General features: G+C 40.1%; 15 protein-coding genes. 10 read left to right on the top strand and 5 right to left on the bottom strand.

Translation table 11 applies throughout. The annotated features are described in order from the left end of the window. The first annotated feature begins 46 nt into the window (after positions 1-46). From IQ264_RS05665 to IQ264_RS05630, 8 genes are all read left to right on the top strand, one after another. Entirely contained in the window at positions 47-1,318 is a 1,272-nt protein-coding gene (locus IQ264_RS05665) for a methylglyoxal synthase (RefSeq protein ID WP_193979469.1), read from the top strand. 194 nt (positions 1,319-1,512) lie between these two features. After that, positions 1,513-3,045, top strand: a complete 1,533-nt coding sequence (locus IQ264_RS05660; RefSeq protein ID WP_193979467.1) for an efflux RND transporter periplasmic adaptor subunit — start codon at positions 1,513-1,515, stop codon at positions 3,043-3,045. A gap of 91 nt (positions 3,046-3,136) precedes the next feature. Beyond that, a complete protein-coding gene (locus IQ264_RS05655; RefSeq protein ID WP_193979465.1) occupies positions 3,137-6,562 on the top strand; it encodes an efflux RND transporter permease subunit in 3,426 nt (1,141 codons plus the stop codon). A 57-nt stretch (positions 6,563-6,619) separates the two neighbouring features. Continuing rightward, entirely contained in the window at positions 6,620-6,763 is a 144-nt protein-coding gene (locus tag IQ264_RS05650; protein ID WP_193979463.1) for a hypothetical protein, read from the top strand. A gap of 23 nt (positions 6,764-6,786) precedes the next feature. Next, positions 6,787-7,512, top strand: a complete 726-nt coding sequence (locus tag IQ264_RS05645) for a potassium channel family protein (protein WP_193979461.1) — start codon at positions 6,787-6,789, stop codon at positions 7,510-7,512. Continuing rightward, positions 7,509-7,772 (top strand): hypothetical protein, encoded by a 264-nt coding sequence (locus IQ264_RS05640; protein ID WP_193979459.1) that lies wholly within the window; start codon positions 7,509-7,511, stop codon positions 7,770-7,772. Before IQ264_RS05645 ends, IQ264_RS05640 begins: the two co-directional genes overlap by 4 nt. Positions 7,773-7,942: 170 nt before the next feature. After that, positions 7,943-9,229, top strand: coding sequence for a phosphopyruvate hydratase (gene eno / locus IQ264_RS05635; RefSeq protein WP_193979456.1), 1,287 nt, complete (start codon positions 7,943-7,945; stop codon positions 9,227-9,229). A 326-nt stretch (positions 9,230-9,555) separates the two neighbouring features. Continuing rightward, positions 9,556-10,995 (top strand): PepSY-associated TM helix domain-containing protein, encoded by a 1,440-nt coding sequence (locus IQ264_RS05630; RefSeq protein WP_193979454.1) that lies wholly within the window; start codon positions 9,556-9,558, stop codon positions 10,993-10,995. Positions 10,996-11,300: 305 nt separating this feature from the next. Here the strand turns inward: IQ264_RS05630 and IQ264_RS05625 are convergent, their stop codons facing one another. Next, positions 11,301-11,999 carry a Uma2 family endonuclease gene (locus IQ264_RS05625; RefSeq protein ID WP_193979452.1) on the bottom strand — a complete coding sequence of 233 codons (699 nt, stop codon included), beginning with the start codon at positions 11,997-11,999 and terminating at the stop codon, positions 11,301-11,303. A gap of 110 nt (positions 12,000-12,109) precedes the next feature. On the opposite strand from IQ264_RS05625, the gene IQ264_RS05620 reads away from it, so the two are divergent. Together IQ264_RS05620 and IQ264_RS05615 are read left to right on the top strand one after the other, a co-directional pair. Continuing rightward, positions 12,110-14,461: a glycoside hydrolase family 31 protein gene (locus IQ264_RS05620; protein ID WP_193979450.1), complete on the top strand. Its 2,352-nt coding sequence runs from the start codon at positions 12,110-12,112 to the stop codon at positions 14,459-14,461. 64 nt (positions 14,462-14,525) lie between these two features. Continuing rightward, a complete protein-coding gene (locus IQ264_RS05615; protein ID WP_193979448.1) occupies positions 14,526-14,789 on the top strand; it encodes a PQ-loop domain-containing transporter in 264 nt (87 codons plus the stop codon). On the opposite strand, the gene IQ264_RS05610 is transcribed toward IQ264_RS05615, so the two are convergent. The 4 genes from IQ264_RS05610 to IQ264_RS05595 form a co-directional block, all read right to left on the bottom strand. Continuing rightward, positions 14,767-15,306 (bottom strand): GAF domain-containing protein, encoded by a 540-nt coding sequence (locus tag IQ264_RS05610; protein ID WP_193979446.1) that lies wholly within the window; start codon positions 15,304-15,306, stop codon positions 14,767-14,769. The two genes, IQ264_RS05615 and IQ264_RS05610, sit on opposite strands and share 23 nt — an antisense overlap. Before the next feature lie 10 nt (positions 15,307-15,316). Continuing rightward, positions 15,317-15,751: an acyl-CoA thioesterase gene (locus IQ264_RS05605; protein WP_228061314.1), complete on the bottom strand. Its 435-nt coding sequence runs from the start codon at positions 15,749-15,751 to the stop codon at positions 15,317-15,319. A gap of 71 nt (positions 15,752-15,822) precedes the next feature. Then, the gene (locus IQ264_RS05600) at positions 15,823-15,984 is read right to left on the bottom strand and encodes a hypothetical protein (protein WP_193979444.1); all 162 of its coding nucleotides are present in this window, start codon (positions 15,982-15,984) and stop codon (positions 15,823-15,825) included. 221 nt (positions 15,985-16,205) lie between these two features. Next, positions 16,206-16,421, bottom strand: a complete 216-nt coding sequence (locus IQ264_RS05595) for a DUF2949 domain-containing protein (protein ID WP_193979442.1) — start codon at positions 16,419-16,421, stop codon at positions 16,206-16,208. Positions 16,422-16,484 lie beyond the last annotated feature (63 nt).

The following is a 16,484-nucleotide window of genomic DNA, read 5'->3' as shown; positions in this document are numbered from 1 at the left end:
TTTTTTATTTAGCAACTATAATATACTAAATTTACCAATATTAATTATGCCTGCAACAATTGCCTTAATTGCTCATGATGCCAAGAAAGATGATCTAGTTAACTTTGCTAGAAAACACGCACCTTTGCTAGGGCGTTACAAATTAATTGCCACAGCTAATACAGGAGAACGCATTGCCGCAGAAACCGGGTTGAATGTAGAAAAACTGGCTGCTGGTAGTAGGGGCGGAGATGTACAAATTGCCGCCGAAGTGGTAACAGGTAATGTGATTGCGGTGATCTTCTTAGTGGAGTCTTTTTATGTCCAACCTTATGAACCGAACGTACAGACAATTTTACAAGTTTGTCAGGTTCATAATGTTGCCATAGCGACTAATTTATCAACCGCAGAGGCGATCGCAACTTCCCTAGCCAAAACCTTAGTTGCCCATTTAATCTATAATCCCGTTGCTGGGCAAGGTAACGCCGAACAAGAGTTAACATTAATTCGGGAATTATTAGAACCACATTTACATTTACAAATTCACTTTACCGAACCAGAAGTCGATCCTGTTAGTTTGGCAGAAAGAGCGATCGCCACCAAAGCCGATATAATAATTGCTTCCGGTGGAGATGGCACAGTTTCCGCAGTTGCCGGAGCCTTAATTGGTAGTGGCATTCCATTAGGAATTATTCCCAGAGGAACTGCTAATGCCTTTGCCGTTTCTTTAGGAATTCCTAGATTATTACCAATTAGAAATGCCTGTCAAATCATCTTAGCCAACAACACTCGTACAGTAGACGTTGCTAGATGTAATGGCTTACCAATGATTTTATTAGCAGGCATAGGTTACGAAGCTGCAACAGTAGAAAGAGCTAGTCGAGAATTAAAAGATCAGTGGGGTGCAATGGCATACTTAATGGCAGGTTGGCAACTACTTGATGAATCAGTTCTCTTTGACACAGAAATCGAAACTGAAGAAGGAAAAAATTATAATTTTCAAGCAACAGCAATTACAATAGCTAATGCCGCACCACCAACTTCCGTATTAGCTCAAGGTGCAGGACAAGTAATATTTGATGATGGATTACTAGATGTTACGATCGCCACGCCGGAAAACAAATTAGACGCAGTTTCCGCCATGCTAAGAATGTTTGGTGCAGCAATTACTAGAACTGAATTTGAACATAAAAATGTCATTCATGGACGGGCTAAGTGGCTTAAATTAACCACAAATCCCCCGCAAAAAGTAGTAGTAGACGGAGAAATTATTGGTACAACACCGATCGAAGTTGAGTGTATTCCTGGTGGGTTAACAGTTTTAGCTCCCAAAGCTTGACACCCAAACCTCAAGTTCCTATAAAATTCATATCTTTATTCTTTACCCTAATTAGATCCCCAAATCTCTAGTGCAGTTGTATTAGAGTAACTGCAAGCTTGAGAAATTCTTTAAAATTATCTATACCGAGCAAAAAACTTGTATAATTCAATCCTGTTAATGGGGCATAGTGACAAATTTAATCAAAAATAAACATGACAAAACTTCATATTGCAACTACTACTACGAAAAAAGCTAATGTATCATTCCCGATTCAACTAATAAGTGCAGTCTTACTAGTTTCTCTAACAAGTACAGCCTGTAGTGAAAAGAAACAACCTGCCGCCACAGCAGGAGCACCACCAGCTGCGGTTCCTGTCAAATTGCTAAAAATAGAACCTACCAAGATAGAAGAAACAACCCAATACCAAGGTCAACTGCAAGCAGTAAAAAGAGTTTCATTAGCACCGCAAACCAGCGGTCGCATTCAACAAATAAATGTTACCCAAGGACAAAGCGTTAAAACTGGGGAACAAATAATGCTATTGAGTCCCGAAAAAAGTCAAGCAGATGTGCAAGGGGCACAAGCGCAAGTTCAAGCACAGAAAAGCAACTTAGCCAACGCCCAAGCCCAAGTCACAGGGCAACAAAGCAGCTTAGCAAATGCCCAAGCCCAAGTCAAAGCACAACAAAGCAACTTGGCAAATGCCCAAGCCAGAGTTACCGCCGCCCAAGCAGATGTAGCCCGTCAACAAGCACAAGTAGAAGCAGCGAGAGCCGAAATTCAAGCTAGGGAAGGAGAGTTGCGGCTAGCGCAGGTAAATTACGATCGCGCCAAATCCCTAGTCAATCAAGGAGCATTACCCAGACAAGAGCTAGACCAAAGAACAGCCCAACTAAATAATGCCAGAGCCGCCGTCAACGTTGCCCGACAACAACTAGTAGCCGCTCAAAAATCCTTAAGTAGTGCTCAAGCCAACGTTACAGCTGCTCAATCCACCGTAACTCAAGCCCAAGCCAACATCAGATCGGCCCAAGCTACCGTAACTCAAGCCGAAGCCAACATCAAAGCTGCTCAAGCTACCGTAGCTCAAGCCCAAGCAGGCGTATCCCAAGCCGAAGCCAATGTCAAAGCAGCAAACACAGCCCTGGGCTATAACAAAGTCGTTGCCCCCATTAATGGTGTAGTCGGGACTATTCCAGTCAGAGTAGGAGATTTTGTCAATACCGGACAGCAAGTTACAAGTATTATTCAAAACGACGCTTTTGAACTGCAAATTCCCGTTTCCGTGCAACGCACCCCGCAACTAAAATTGGGTTTACCAGTACAAATTATTAATCCACAAAATAACAAACCTGCCGTTATTGGAAGTATTAGCTTTATTTCACCGCAAATCGATCGAGCAAGCCAAACAATCTTAACTAAAGCTGTATTTCCTAACGTTAAAGATTATCTGAGAGATCAACTAACAGTAACAGCGAAAATTGTTTGGAACGAAGGCACAGGAATTTTAATTCCCACTGAATCTGTCACTAGAATTGGCAATCAACCTTTCGTATTTGTGGCACAGGAAAGTAAAGATAAGGACGGGAAATCACAAATGACCGTGAATCAAACAACCGTGCAATTAGGGCCAGTTCAAGGAAATAATTTTCAAGTCAAAGAAGGTTTACAAACAGGGCAAAGTATTGCTGTCAGCAATATTCTCAGATTAAGAAATGGTGTACCAATTACTCCCGAACCTTAAGTGCGATCGGATTTCGGCAATTAATCCCTAACAGCTAAATCGAGTTTTTACTCAAAACTCCAAACTCCAAACTCCAAACTCATTAAAAAACATGGCTGTATTCTCAATTTCAGATAACTTCATTAAACGACCAGTACTGACCACAGTTTGTACAATCCTCATTGTACTAATCGGTACTATTTGTATCCCACTATTACCCATCAACAACTTACCAGATATTGCACCAATTCAAATCCAAGTCAACGGCACCTACACTGGTGCTGATGCTCAAACAGTAGCAGACACCGTAACTACCACACTTCAAAGGCAAATTAACGGTGTTGAAGGTTTACAATTCATTACTTCTCAAAGCACCAGTTCTGGCGCAAGTTCGATTCAAGCATTCTTTGGTGTCGATACAGATAGAAACATTAACCAAGTTAACGTTCAAAACCAAGTAACCCTCGCCCAACCCCAATTACCAGATATAGTCAGACAAAATGGGGTAGCAGTAAGAGCATCATCAACTAGTATTTTGTTGGTCTATGGTTTCAACGCCGAAAACAACAAATATGACGATACTTTTATCAGCAATTACTTAGATTTGTACGTTACAGATACTCTGCGAAGAGTTCCAGGTGTAGGAGATTTGACGATTTTAGGTCAACGCCAATACTCCATGAGAATTTGGCTCGATCCTAATAGAATGGCAGCTAGAGGATTAACCCCACCTGATGTAATTTCCGCTTTGCAATCACAAAATGTGCAAGTAGGGATAGGTAGAATTGGTAGCCAACCCGCACCAGCCGATCAGTCATTTAGTTTTCCAGTGAGAGTGCAAGGAAGATTCCAAAATGAAGCAGAATTTGAAAACTTAATTATTCGATCGGAACCTAACGGCAGTTTACTAAGACTAAGAGATGTTGGACGAGCAGAATTAGGGGCAGAAAATTACGATTTACAAGCATTAGTAAATGGTCAACCTGGTATAGGTATTGCGATCTATCAATTACCAGGAAGTAACGCGGTAGATATAGCCGCAAAAATTAAAGAAATAATGGCGGGGTTAGAAAAATCTTTTCCCCCTGGATTAAAATCTCATTTAGTTTATGACATTACAGAGTTTATTGAAACTTCTTTACAAGAAGTGTTTAAAACTCTGATCGAAGCGATTTTGTTAGTAATTTTAATCATTTTTATCTTCTTACAAGATTGGCGAACTACGATTATTCCTGCTGTAGCAATTCCGGTGTCTTTGTTAGGGACAATGGGATTTACTTTAGCCTTTGGTTTTTCTTTGAACACCCTAACTATGTTTGCTTTGATTTTGGCAACAGGTTTAGTGGTAGATGATGGAATTGTGGTGGTAGAAGCAGTTGCGGGGAAAATGGAACAGGGAATGAGCCCGCGTCAAGCTGCTTTACAATCAATGAATGAATTAGGAGGGGCAGTTGTTTCTACTTCCTTAGTGTTGATAGCTGTATTTTTACCTGTGACGTTTTTCCCTGGTGCAACAGGGATTATGTATCAACAATTTGCCTTAGTTATTATCTTTTCCATTATCGTTTCTACCTTTAATGCCTTAACTTTTTCTCCAAGTATGGCAGCAATATTATTGCGAACTAAACAAGGAGAAGGTAGAGGGCCTTTAGCTTGGTTTTTCCGGCAATTTAACCGCGTGTTTGAGAAAATTATGGCGGGTTATGCCAAAGTTGTTAAACTTCTAATTAAGTTGAAATTAGTTGTTTTTGGTATTTTTATTGCTTTGTTAACAGGTACGGTTTTGCTTTATATGGCAGTGCCAAGCGGGTTTATCCCTGAAGAAGATCAAGGTTTGTTTTTGGGGATTATTCAATCACCGGAAGGAGTGGCTTTAAACTATACCAATAGAGTGGCAAATACAGTTTATCAAGAACTGAAAGAAGTACCGGAAGTAGAAGGATCGTTAATTGTAAGTGGGTTCGGTTTAGATGGTAGCGGGCCAAGTAGAGGCACGTTTTTTGTCAAGTTAACAAATTGGGCAGAAAGAACTAAAAAAGACCAAAGTGTGAGAGCAATTTTGGCGAAGTTAAATCGCAAATTTGCTCAAAATCAACAAGCAATTATTCAGGCATTTAACTTACCTCCTGTACCAGGATTTAGTGCTACGGGTGGTTTTGAGTTTCAGTTGCAAAATACATCGGGGGGACAATTAACTTTTGATCAATTCCTGAAAAGTGCGAATGAAATTATTGCTAAAGCAAACCAAAACCCGAATTTAAGTAGAGTTTTCACGCAGTTTACTGCTAATACTCCGCAGTTGGAAATTGATATTAACCGGGATAGATTAGCTAGTTTAAATATTGATTTTGTCCAAGCAATGACGACTTTAGGTACTTATATTGGCGGTCGTTATGTGAATGATTTTAGTATGGGACAACGGAATTACCGGGTGATGGTGCAAGCAGACGAACAGTTTCGGAGTAGGCCGGAAGATTTAGGACAGGTGTATGTACGATCGCGCAATAACCAGCTAGTCCAACTTAAAGAGTTCGCCACAATTAGAGAAATTGTTGGCCCATCAGTAATTTCTAACTTTAACTTATTTCCTAGTATTAAAATCCAAGGCAACCCAGCACCAGGTAGGTCTTCTGGAGAAGCAATTCAAGCGATGGATCAGGTGTTTCGATCGTTAGGAATTTCCGGTTTATCTTATGAATGGTCTGGACTAACTCGTGAGGAAATTCAATCAGGTGGTCAAGTTGCTATAATTATGGCTTTGGGTCTAGTTATTGTCTTCTTAGTATTAGCAGCACAATACGAAAATTACATTGATCCTGTAATTATTTTGCTCACAGTACCGATGGCAGTTTTCGGGGCAATGTTATTTATTTCTCTTGACCCTAGAGAGTTAGTCAACGATCTTTACTGCCAAATTGCTTTAGTAATGTTGATTGGGTTAGCATCGAAAAACGCAATTTTGATCGTAGAATTTGCCAACCAATCAAGAGAAAGTTTCGGGATGACTATTCCCCAAGCTGCGGCGAATGCGGCGAAGGAACGTTTTCGCCCAATTTTGATGACAGCTTGTTCAACTTTGGTGGGTTTTTGGCCTTTGGTTGTCGCTTCTGGTGCTTCCGCTGCTAGTCGTTGGTCTTTGGGAGTGGCAGTTTTTGGCGGGTTTTTTGTCGCCACTATTATGAGTTTCTTCTTAGTACCTGTTTTGTATGTGGTAATTAAGCAAGTGGCAGAATTTGTCTTTGGAGGGAAGAAGAAGAAAAGTAAGGTTGCACCAGTAACGGAAGCACCAATTGAAGGCAGAAGCGAAGAGGAACAAGAGAGTGAAGAAACACCTGCTAATGCTGTTAGTTCCGATGCAGATAGTCGAGGGTCTGTAGTATTGGGTAATGGCGACTCACCAACTATTTACTATCCACCATCAAATACTTCTTCAAGTGATACGACAATTCAACCAGAGGATCATCAGGAAATGCCTTCTTCTCCGGCTGCCGAAGATTCCGAAACAGTGAAGCCCCAAGGTGATAATAAACCCCTGTAAGTAATGGGTAGTGGGTAGGGCAAAAGTAACCTGCTACCTAGCATCAATTAGCAAAAATTGCCAGAAAGTAAAGTATTTATTAATGGTTTTATCGCCACTGTTCCAGTAATTATTGACTCTTGCATCAAATTTTGGATCTTTAGTTATTTGACAAGGTACTCACCTTCTGTTTCAGCTATTTTTGAAAGAATGAATTCTTAGGAGATGCAAAAAATGGGGGAATTATGCAATATAGCCAATTAAAAATTTTAACAAAAAATAAATACAATCGATTACTGTTTGTTCAGTTATTAGGTTTATTCATGTTTCCTTTGGTTCAGAATAATCAAATAGTAAACATTGTTTTTACGCTAGTCTTTTTCTTTAGTTTTTTAGGAACTATTATTTTAATAATTACCGAACTAGAACATAGTAAAAAATTTTTTTGCTGGTATTTAATACTGGCGTTAATAGCATTAATTTGTTATTTTATTGGATCGTTGAATTTATTTCTTCAAGACAAAATACTAGTTATTTTTACGATTAGTAATGTAATTGTATTGTTTTTTATGGCTATATCAATAAACTTAATTGTTCGAGAAATATTTCCGACTCGGAAGGTAACAGGCGACACCATTAAAGGCGGGGTGTGCGTTTACTTGTTATTGGGTTTATTATGGGATAATATTTATCAAATAATTTATAGTTTTAATTCTAACTCATTTAACGGAATAGCGAGTTCACATAGCCAAGCAGATCTGCTTTATTTTAGTTATATAACCTTAACTACTGTGGGCTATGGTGATATTACTCCAGTGACTAGTATTGCTAGAGTTTTAGCAAATTTAGAGGCAATTGTGGGAATAATGTATCCGGCTATTTATATTTCTAGATTGGTAGGAATTTACAGTAACGAACAGGGAAAATCCTCTGGAGAAGAAAAGTTAAAAGAAAAGGAGAAAAACAAATGAATTTGAAACTGATAGTTTTTTCCAGTTTAATAACTGCCATAATTGGAGCAATGTTAGGGTTTGGTGTGGGTAAAGTTTTCGGCCCAAAATATAGCAGTCAAATTTACCAAAATATCCCCGCCAAGTATGCTGTAGTAGGCGGTGTAGCGGGATTTATTATTGGTGGATGTCAAGAATCAATTAGACAGCTGAAAAAACAGCGAGATGAGGAAGAAGCGGAAGGCAGTGGTGCAGGGGTGCAGCGGCGCAGGGGAGAATAAATTAATTTGTAATTTGGCTTTGAGAGTAAAAGTATTTGTCAATACAGAATCGATCGCACCATGCAAACATAGATTAAAAGAATACAAAACTACTGATAAGGAAATCAATTATTCTGGTTTAATCGTTAAGCGGATAGTACCACTTGATATAAACAGAGGACATTGATTTTATGGTAGCGATCGCATCCATTCATGGCAGAGAAATTCTCGACTCTCGCGGCAACCCAACCGTTGAAGTTGATGTCGTCCTAGAAGATGGTAGCAAAGGACGGGCAGCAGTACCTTCTGGCGCTTCTACCGGAAGTCGGGAAGCTTTGGAACTAAGAGACTCAGAACCACGCTACCTGGGCAAAGGCGTACTCAAGGCGGTGAAAAATGTCAATGAAATCATCGCCCCTGCCCTCAAAGGCGCGGATGCCAGCGATCAAACAGCAGTTGATAACAAAATGCTGGAAATGGATGGCACTGAGTACAAATCTAACTTGGGTGCAAACTCGATTTTAGGTGTATCGATGGCAGTGGCAAGGGCGGCAGCAAATTCAGCAAAATTACCGCTTTATCGCTACTTAGGCGGCGATGATGCGGTATTACTGCCTGTACCTATGTTTAATATTCTCAATGGTGGAGCCCATGCTGATAATAACGTAGACTTTCAAGAGTTTATGATCGGCCCTGTGGGAGCACCAACTTTCAGCGAATCTTTACGCATGGGGGCAGAAATTTATCATGCGTTAAAGTCGATTTTGAAGAAAAAAGGTTACGGTACTGGAGTAGGTGATGAAGGTGGTTTTGCCCCTAGTTTGAAAAGCAACGTGGAAGCAATTGAGGTAATTTTAGAAGGGATTGACAAGGTAGGATTAAAAGCTGGGGAAGATGTGGCGATCGCATTAGATCCTGCTACTAGTGAATTGTACCGGGAAGAAGACGGCAAATACGAGTTTTACAAGTCTGATAAAAGTCGGAAAACTACCGAAGAAATGATCGATCTTTGGGAAAGTTGGGTAAACCAATATCCGATTATTTCTATTGAAGACGGTTTAGGCGAAAAAGATTGGTCAGGTTGGCAACTTTTGACCAAACGCTTAGGCGGTAGAATTCAGTTAGTAGGAGATGACGTATTTGTAACCAACCCGGCAATTATCCGAAAAGCGATCGCAGATGGCGTAGGCAACGCTGTTTTAATTAAAGTTAACCAAATTGGTTCTATTACTGAAACTTTAAACGCCATTAAAGAAGCTACTGCCGCCGGATATACTAACATGACAAGTCACCGTTCTGGCGAAACTCCTGATGATTTTATCGCAGATTTAGCTGTTGCTACTGGTTCAGGACAAATTAAAACTGGTGCGCCTTGTCGCGGTGAAAGACTGGCTAAATATAACCAACTACTTCGCATTGAAGAAGAGTTAGGAAGTAAAGCAGTTTACTCCGGTTGGTCGAAATTTAAAAAAGGGTAAGTGAGAGAAACAAGCAAAGAGAATTAAATTGACATACTCCCCCGTGAAGCATTGCTGTGACGGGGGATTCTTCCAAAGTCACCTTTTGGAATTACTGCTTTAACCATAGACAGAAACAGGTATAGCAAAAGGCAGAAGGCAGAAGGTAAGACAAAAGAAAATCAATGATTTGAGCATGATTTGGGCAATCAAGAATGGCTTAATCGCCTTGGCGGTTGCTATACTTCTCTGGATTTGAAATGGCTTTACAGCCTGTCTTTTGACATTTATTTAATTTCATGGACTTATAGTGATTAGTGCCTCTATCTTTACTTTGGCAAAAAGCAATGAGTAAAATTAACGCTGCTTTAAACTCATCACAAGTTGCTGAACCTCCCAGCAATCGCTTTTATCGCACGGTTTGGCGATGGCACTTTTATGCAGGTTTATTTGTGATTCCTTTCATGGTGATTTTGTCAATTACAGGCATAATTTACCTGTTTAAACCACAATTAGATGCTGCGATGTATCACGATCGAATGTTCGTGAAGCCTGCGGATGTAGCGATGCCTTATACTCAACAAGTGGCAGTTGTGCAACGAACTTATCCTGATGCCAAAGTAACAAAATTTACGCCCAGTGTTGCTGCTAACCGTAGTGCTGAAGTAACAATATCTACTAAAGATGAACGAACGTTAGCTATTTTTGTCAATCCCTATACAGCGAAAATTTTAGGGCAGCGGGATGAAAATAATAATCTCCAAGCGATCGCTCGTAAGATTCATGGTGAATTAGCGATCGGAAATTTGGGAGATTATTTAGTAGAACTTGCTGCTTGTTGGGGACTGGTGCTGCTGATTAGCGGATTGTATCTATGGTTGCCTCGTCACAGAGTAACTTTTTTGGGGACACTGATTCCGCGTCTATGGAGTCACAATCGGCGGGTGTTTTGGCGGGACTTGCACGCTGTTTCTGGATTTTATGGCATATTGCTGATTGGCTTCCTGATCGTTACTGGACTACCCTGGACAGGTTTTTGGGGACATACCTTTGCTCGTTTGACAAGCTACTATCCAGCCCAAATGTGGGATAATGTGCCTAAATCGACGGTACTCACAGGCTCACTCAATCAGCAGGGTAATCAAGTTGTGCCTTGGGCAGTTGAACAACTACCGATGCCTAAATCAAGTACACATGAACATGAGCATAATACAGGAAACCACGAAACATCTGCAAAACGAATCCCGGCTGACAAGTCGGTAAATTTAGATACTGTTGTGGCTTTAGCCAAAGCCAAAGGCGCACCCCCTGGATTTAGCGTGAGTTTTCCAGAATCCGAAACGGGAGTATATACAGTTTCGGCATTTCCAGACGATCCGACGCAAGAAGTCACTATGCACATCGATCGATACAGTGGTGCGGTACTAGCAGATGTGCGTTGGAAAGATTATGGGTTAGTACCCAAAGCAGTGGAAATGGGAATCTCTATCCATATCGGCAAATATTTTGGATTGAGTAATCAACTGTTGATGTTGATTGCATCATTAATTTTGATTGTGTTATCAGTTAGTGGTGGGGTGATGTGGTGGCAGCGTCGTCCTTTTAGAACAGGTTGGCTGGGTGCGCCTACAATGCCCGCCCATGTTCAGCAATCGATAGTACCTCTAACAATTGTCGCTGTTTTAGGGATTGTTTTTCCGCTTGTGGGGCTTTCACTCATTATTGTCCTGCTGTTGGATTATTTGGTATTGGCTCGTATTCCTGCCCTCAAGCGTATTTTTAATTGAGTTATATCAAGTTCGCTTGATTATCCATAATTCCCATTGTACCCTACCCCCATCCCCTCCCCGTAAACGGGGAGGGGTGTGATACTAAATCCGGGTTGATTACCCCCTTTATACTTAATCCAGATTGATGACTTTTTTTGAACCACGTTCGCGTAGCGTGCGCGTAGCGCGTAAGACACGGTAGCGTAGCGATTCGCGATAGCGAATTAGAACACGAAGAAAGAAGAAGAAAGAAACGAAAGAAGATAACGGGGGTAGTTAAGCCGGATTTGGTGTGACTAATGGTGTTCATCTGTGGTAATAAATTAAGAATTTGTGCTTGCATTTGCCAACTCTTGCACAAAAAAATTATGTTCTGCTGAACTCAAACCTGTTTGTAATACAGCTAAAACTTGCTGCATATTTCCTAACACTAATGCCGATACTGATAACCATAAACCAGGAAAAACTTGACTACAAATTACACCATTTTCATCAGGCATTAACGATACATAGTCACCATTTTGTAACCTAAACCAATCGATTTTTTGCTCAAATACTTGCCAAACAATATATTCCTGTACACCGTTGCGACGATAAGCACGTTTTTTATCTCTTAGATCGATCGCCGCAGTACTAGCCGCAATCTCAGCAATTAATTCTGGTGCGCCCTCAATATAACCATCTGCACTGAAGCGAGACTGCCCTCCTGATAAATGGTTAATTAATAATACTGCATCCGGTTGAGGTTCGTTATCTAAATCTAGTAACACTGTTGGATTATCACCCAGTCTCACTCCGGGAGTAGCGACTTTGTAATTTCCCAACCAAATCATTAAATCAGCGTGTGGTTCAGCATGAGGTTCAAATCTTAAGGGAGATGCCATGTAAACAATACCTTCTATTAATTCAGCTTTTTTTAAATGGGGCATAGCATGGTAACGGCGTTCAAATTCAGGACGGATTAAGCGATCGCCATTTTCCAAAGGTGGAATAGATAATCCTGCACGTAGCGGTTGAGACATGGTAATTTTACTGCATAAAAATCAATGTTGATTCTATTATCAACCTATCGATAGGTGATCGAATTCCCTGGTTGGTTGTTAGATGCTTTTAGCTGCTAATAATTTAAGTTATGCCACAATACTTCGGGCAATTACCCATAAATGAACAAGCATGGTCATCTATTGGGGCAGTGCAAACTGTCAAACGTGATGAACGTGGCGTTTTATGTGAGTGTGAAGGCGCAAGTTTGGCGATCGCTATCCTAGCACCTAACCTTGTCCGAGTAAAAATGTCACCCATGGGTGACATTTTTCCCCGTCGTTCTTGGGCAGTTACTAAGGACGATCGCGAATGGTCATCCGTTCAATTTGAAATTCGCGAAACACCAGAAAAAATCGTACTTGAAACCGACCAAATCCGAGTTTATATTCAACGCCAACCTTGTGCGATCGCGTGTTTTGATAAATATGACCGTCCCTTCGCTCATGATGCACAGTTAAACATGGGTTGGCGCATGGGTAGCGTTGCAGCTTGGAAAAAAATCGAACCTAACGAAAACTTTTATGGTTTTGGGGAACGCACAGGTTTACTCAATAAATTAAGTGAAATTAAAACTAATTGGACGGTTGATGCTTTAGATTACGGCATTCTTACCGATGAAATGTATCAAGCAATTCCCTTTTTTATTGCTTTGCGCCCGGATGAACAAGAAACAGGGTTTGCTTATGGTATTTTCTTTAACACTACTTTTTGGAGTCAATTTAATATTGGTGCCCAACAACCAGGAATTTTGCAGATGGGAACTCACGCGCCAGAGTTAGATTATTACATTATTTATGGCCCGGAAATTCCCGAAATTCTCCGCACTTACACCGAACTAACTGGACGAATGCCAATGCCGCCGAAGTGGTCTTTAGGATATCATCAATGTCGGTGGAGTTATGAATCAGAAACAGTAGTTAGGGAATTAGCAGAAGAATTTCGATCGCGCAAAATTCCCTGTGATGTAATTCATTTAGACATTGATTATATGCAGGGTTATCGGGTGTTTACTTGGAGTCCGAAACGTTTCCCGGAACCAGCAAAATTAATTGAAGATTTAGCAAATAATGGTTTTAAAACTGTCACCATTATCGATCCGGGTGTGAAGTACGAACCAGAAGCAGATTACCATGTTTTCGATCGAGGAATCGAACAAGATTGCTTTGTCAGAAAAGCTGATGGAAAACTGTTTCATGGTTATGTTTGGCCTGATAAAGCAGTATTTCCTGATTTTCTCAATCCTCATGTACAAAACTGGTGGGGAGACTTACAAAAATCTCTCACAGATATTGGGGTAGCGGGAATTTGGAATGATATGAATGAACCCGCTTTAGACGATCGACCTTTCGGAGATCCAGGTAATAAAATTTGGTTTCCTTTAGACGCACCCCAAGGGCCAAAAGATGAACGCACAACCCACACCGAAGCACATAATTTATATGGTTTATCGATGTCTAAAGCTTGTTTTCAAGGGTTGAAAAAACATCGGGAAAAACGTTCTTTTGTCTTGACGCGATCGGGTTTTGCTGGCATTCAAAAATGGTCTTCTGTTTGGATGGGCGATAATCAATCTTTGTGGGAACATTTGGAAATGTCCCTGCCAATGCTTTGTAACATGGGATTATCAGGAGTCGCATTTGTTGGTTGTGATATTGGCGGTTTTGCTGGCAATGCAACGGCGGAAATGTTCGCCCGTTGGATGCAAGTAGGTATGCTTTACCCATTAATGCGCGGACATTCAGCGTTAAGTACAGCAAGACATGAACCTTGGGTTTTTGGCGAAAGAGTAGAAAAGATTTGCCGAGAATATATCGAGTTACGCTATCAGCTAATTCCTTACATTTACACCCTGTTTTGGGAAGCTGCAACTACTGGCGCACCAATTTTAAGACCGCTACTTTATCATTATCCTAATGACCAGAAAACTTATCATCTTTACGATCAAGTATTACTCGGTTCTAATATCTTAGCTGCACCAATTTATCGACCTGGGGTGGAGTGTCGATCGGTCTACTTACCCGCAGGTATTTGGTATGATTGGTGGACGGGTGAAAAATATCAAGGTTCAACCCATATTTTAGCAGATGCACCATTAGAAAAAATGCCGCTTTTTGCGCGTGCAGGGGCAATAATTCCCATGTCTCCCGTCATGCAATATGTGGGAGAAAGGGCGATCGATCCTTTAACTTTACGAATTTACCCAGGTGCAAATAGCGAGTTAAGTTTCTATGAAGATGATGGGGAAAGTTTCGCTTACGAAAATGGCATTTATGCCACTACAAATTACAAAGTTTACCATCAAGAACAACAAATAATTGTAGAAATTGCCGCACGACAAGGAGAATGGAAACCACCAATTCGAGAAGTAATTGTACAAGTAGTTGGTGTTGGCGAACAGCGTTTTCAAGATGATGGAACTCCCAGAAGATTAACTTTCTAGTTCGTTGTTCCCACTTCAGTGGGAAAAGCGCCCAATCGCTTACAACAAAGTTTTTTGAGGTTGTATGAAGGAGATTGTTACTTTTTTATTCGGGTTGGGATTTTTGTTTAATGCCAGTTTGTTTATTCCCCAAGCAATTAGAATTTTGCGAACTAAAAGCGCCAAAGGTGTCTCTATAATTACTTTTCTTGGATTTAATTTAATCCAATTAAATAGTATTCTTTATGGTTACTACCAAAAGGATTTAATTTTGGCTTATGGTAATTTAATTAGTTTTATCTGTTGTGGAGTTGTTACCTGTTTAGCTATATTTTATCGTTATAGGTAGATTTTACATACTCAACAGCTAATGGAGTAATTTTTTTGGTAACTTCATCAATTACAAAATGATCAAATTCAGTCCAGATTCTCGGTTGTCCAAAAATAGCAGGCTGCAAAACTCTCCAAAATAAATTATTTTCACATAAATGGGCATGAATTAAGGCGCGATGCCCAAAGTTTTGACGTTCATAATCTTTGTTAAGTACTTCGGGGTTAGCTGTCTCGACATCTTCAACAAAAACCGAGGGTTTATTATGCAATCCAGCAGCAAATAATGGGTCTTCATCTGGTAATGATTCTGGATCTTTTTCCCAATCTGAACGAATAACTTCGGGATATTCGGAACTTCGCCGCCAACAGAAAGGGATTTTACCCATTTGGGTGTGAGGATTTCGTAAATATAGGAAAATTCGATCGCACTTCAACACCTCACCCAACGCAGGTAATAAAGCAGAAAAAACTGCTTCTGGTGTGTTGTTTTTGCTAAAAACTTCCTCTATTTCACTAGGTAAATTTTGCTGCATAACTAATCGTTTAATCTTGTTGCAAAAATGCTGTTAATACTTCTGATGGAATAGGTCGAGGTCGCATAGTTTCAACATCCACCCATACCCATAAAGCTTCCGCTTTTACAACTAAATCTTCTTCCCCCAAAAGGCGTATTTCATAATGCCTTCTGCTGCGAGTTCCCCGCATTTCTTTTACCCAAGTAGTAATTTCTAAAATATCGCCAGAAGCAGCAGGACGCAGATAATCAATTTCTACTCGCCGCATCACAAATACGCCGCCTAATTCTCGGTAAAGTGAAACTGTAAAACCTAAATGTTCGGAATGTTCGATCGCAGCTTGTTCTAAATAATGTTGATAAACCGCATTATTAACATGACCAAGGGCATCCATTTCATAATGTCTTACCCTTAGTTGGGTCGTAAATTTTTGCATAGTCATTAGTTGTTGGTCATTATTCATTAGTTAAGCAAATTAATACTATACTTTGACAAATGACAAATGACAAATGACCGATAACAAATGATAATAAACTAAATTAATAATTTTTTAAAGCTGTACTTAAATACTTTGGCTGATTGCCGCAACATAAGCAAGCGTCCATAAGGGGAATTATCGGTTTGCCACAAAATGCACAATTTCCGGCTAAAAAGTTGTTGATTGCCAGTTCGGACAAGTCGCCACAATTCAAACATCCCCAAAACTCATCAAGGCTTTTGACCGCAAAGGAGGTGCATTTGGGGCAAGTTTCTACTTTCCAAAATACTTTTTTCATAGTGAATTTAACTCTGCCGTTAGCAGCATATCACTATTTAATACATCTTCCCTAAGATAGATTTATTTTTTTTCGCTGATTTTATATTACTTTGATAATAAATTTTATCTACATCTCAAAGCAATATCAATAGTTGAGAATTTAGTAATGCAAAGACACGGGAGTTGCGGCTGTTTCTAGCCAATCAAAGATTTTTTCTAATTGATTGAGACTGACTAACCCATACTGCCAAAGTGTCATGGGTAAAGATGTGGTAGATTGTTCGCAGTGTTGCAAGGCTAGGGAAAGGGAGTTCGCGGGTATTTTCAACTCCTCTTGTAAAAAGTTAACTAGTTTTCTCAACCGAATCGCTTCCATTTTTTTATTTAAGTATATTTTGCTCAATAGGATTTTTTGGTTAGCTATCAATATAGGAAGCGA

The sequence above is a fragment of the [Phormidium] sp. LEGE 05292 genome, from assembly GCF_015207735.1.
Lineage (GTDB): Bacteria > Cyanobacteriota > Cyanobacteriia > Cyanobacteriales > Aerosakkonemataceae > Floridanema.
The sequence above is the reverse complement of the archived record's forward strand: the minus strand, read 5'-3'. Positions and strand labels throughout refer to the sequence as shown.

Bases quoted from the DNA above. Each gene is read 5' to 3' on its own strand.
- IQ264_RS05610 (WP_193979446.1), bottom strand. From the start codon at position 15,306: ATGCAGCAAAATTTACCTAGTGAAATAGAGGAAGTTTTTAGCAAAAAC.
- IQ264_RS05660 (WP_193979467.1), top strand. From the start codon at position 1,513: ATGACAAAACTTCATATTGCAACTACTACTACGAAAAAAGCTAATGTA.
- IQ264_RS05615 (WP_193979448.1), top strand. From the start codon at position 14,526: ATGAAGGAGATTGTTACTTTTTTATTCGGGTTGGGATTTTTGTTTAAT.
- IQ264_RS05595 (WP_193979442.1), bottom strand. From the start codon at position 16,421: ATGGAAGCGATTCGGTTGAGAAAACTAGTTAACTTTTTACAAGAGGAG.
- IQ264_RS05600 (WP_193979444.1), bottom strand. From the start codon at position 15,984: ATGTTTGAATTGTGGCGACTTGTCCGAACTGGCAATCAACAACTTTTT.
- IQ264_RS05655 (WP_193979465.1), top strand. From the start codon at position 3,137: ATGGCTGTATTCTCAATTTCAGATAACTTCATTAAACGACCAGTACTG.
- IQ264_RS05645 (WP_193979461.1), top strand. From the start codon at position 6,787: ATGCAATATAGCCAATTAAAAATTTTAACAAAAAATAAATACAATCGA.
- IQ264_RS05620 (WP_193979450.1), top strand. From the start codon at position 12,110: ATGCCACAATACTTCGGGCAATTACCCATAAATGAACAAGCATGGTCA.
- IQ264_RS05625 (WP_193979452.1), bottom strand. From the start codon at position 11,999: ATGTCTCAACCGCTACGTGCAGGATTATCTATTCCACCTTTGGAAAAT.
- IQ264_RS05640 (WP_193979459.1), top strand. From the start codon at position 7,509: ATGAATTTGAAACTGATAGTTTTTTCCAGTTTAATAACTGCCATAATT.
- IQ264_RS05605 (WP_228061314.1), bottom strand. From the start codon at position 15,751: ATGAATAATGACCAACAACTAATGACTATGCAAAAATTTACGACCCAA.
- IQ264_RS05665 (WP_193979469.1), top strand. From the start codon at position 47: ATGCCTGCAACAATTGCCTTAATTGCTCATGATGCCAAGAAAGATGAT.
- IQ264_RS05630 (WP_193979454.1), top strand. From the start codon at position 9,556: ATGAGTAAAATTAACGCTGCTTTAAACTCATCACAAGTTGCTGAACCT.
- eno (WP_193979456.1), top strand. From the start codon at position 7,943: ATGGTAGCGATCGCATCCATTCATGGCAGAGAAATTCTCGACTCTCGC.